Raw genomic sequence first — 760 nt, forward strand, 5'->3', positions numbered from 1 at the left:
GGTAACCCGCAAGGGAGCCAGCCGCCGAAGGTGGGGTAGATGATTGGGGTGAAGTCGTAACAAGGTAGCCGTATCGGAAGGTGCGGCTGGATCACCTCCTTTCTAAGGAGCTCTTCGGAGCTATAAAAGACCACGGCCCAGTTGCAACCGCTAGCGTTAGTCGAAGACTAGAGCTCGGTTGTCGACAGAGGGAGTGGCAAACCGTTTCTTACGCTCAAGTTCAGTTTTGAAGGAGCAATCCTTCAACTTGCACCTTGAAAACTGGATAGCGAACCAAACCGTATGCAGCCAAATGGCTGTCATACAAGCGCGAAGAAGAATGAAGCATCTTGCCTTACGAGTGTCAACCACGCACATGCTTTCATGTGTGATGTAAGCGAAGGGATGTCGGTTTTGGACGACTCGCGGATATGCGTTACTGCGCCCGGCTACGGGAGCCTGGTAACGAGGATCCGCCGGAGATCCAAACACCGATATCCCGGAGCTGACTGACAACTGAAGTTTGTCCTTACGGCCAAACTTAGCAGTTGCAGTAGGTTAAGCTAATAAGAGCGCACGGAGGATGCCTAGGCGCCAGGAGCCGATGAAGGACGCGACGAACAGCGATATGCTTCGGGGAGCTGTAAGTGAGCATTGATCCGGAGATTTCCGAATGGGGAAACCCAGCTGCGGTAATGCGCAGTTACCTTCGACTGAATCCATAGGTCGATGGAGGCAGACCAGGGGAACTGAAACATCTAAGTACCCTGAGGAAGAGAAA

Annotated in this window: 2 rRNA genes; both read left to right on the forward strand. The window is 52.8% G+C overall.

Going from position 1 to position 760, the window contains the following annotated elements:
* A 16S ribosomal RNA gene (locus ACFO3S_RS27895) occupies nucleotides 1–102 on the forward strand; the annotation flags it as partial.
* Nucleotides 103–535: 433 nt separating this feature from the next.
* Nucleotides 536–760 (forward strand): 23S ribosomal RNA (locus tag ACFO3S_RS27900); the annotation flags it as partial.

The organism is Cohnella hongkongensis (genome assembly GCF_042654645.1).
In the GTDB taxonomy this organism is placed as follows: domain Bacteria; phylum Bacillota; class Bacilli; order Paenibacillales; family Paenibacillaceae; genus Cohnella; species Cohnella hongkongensis.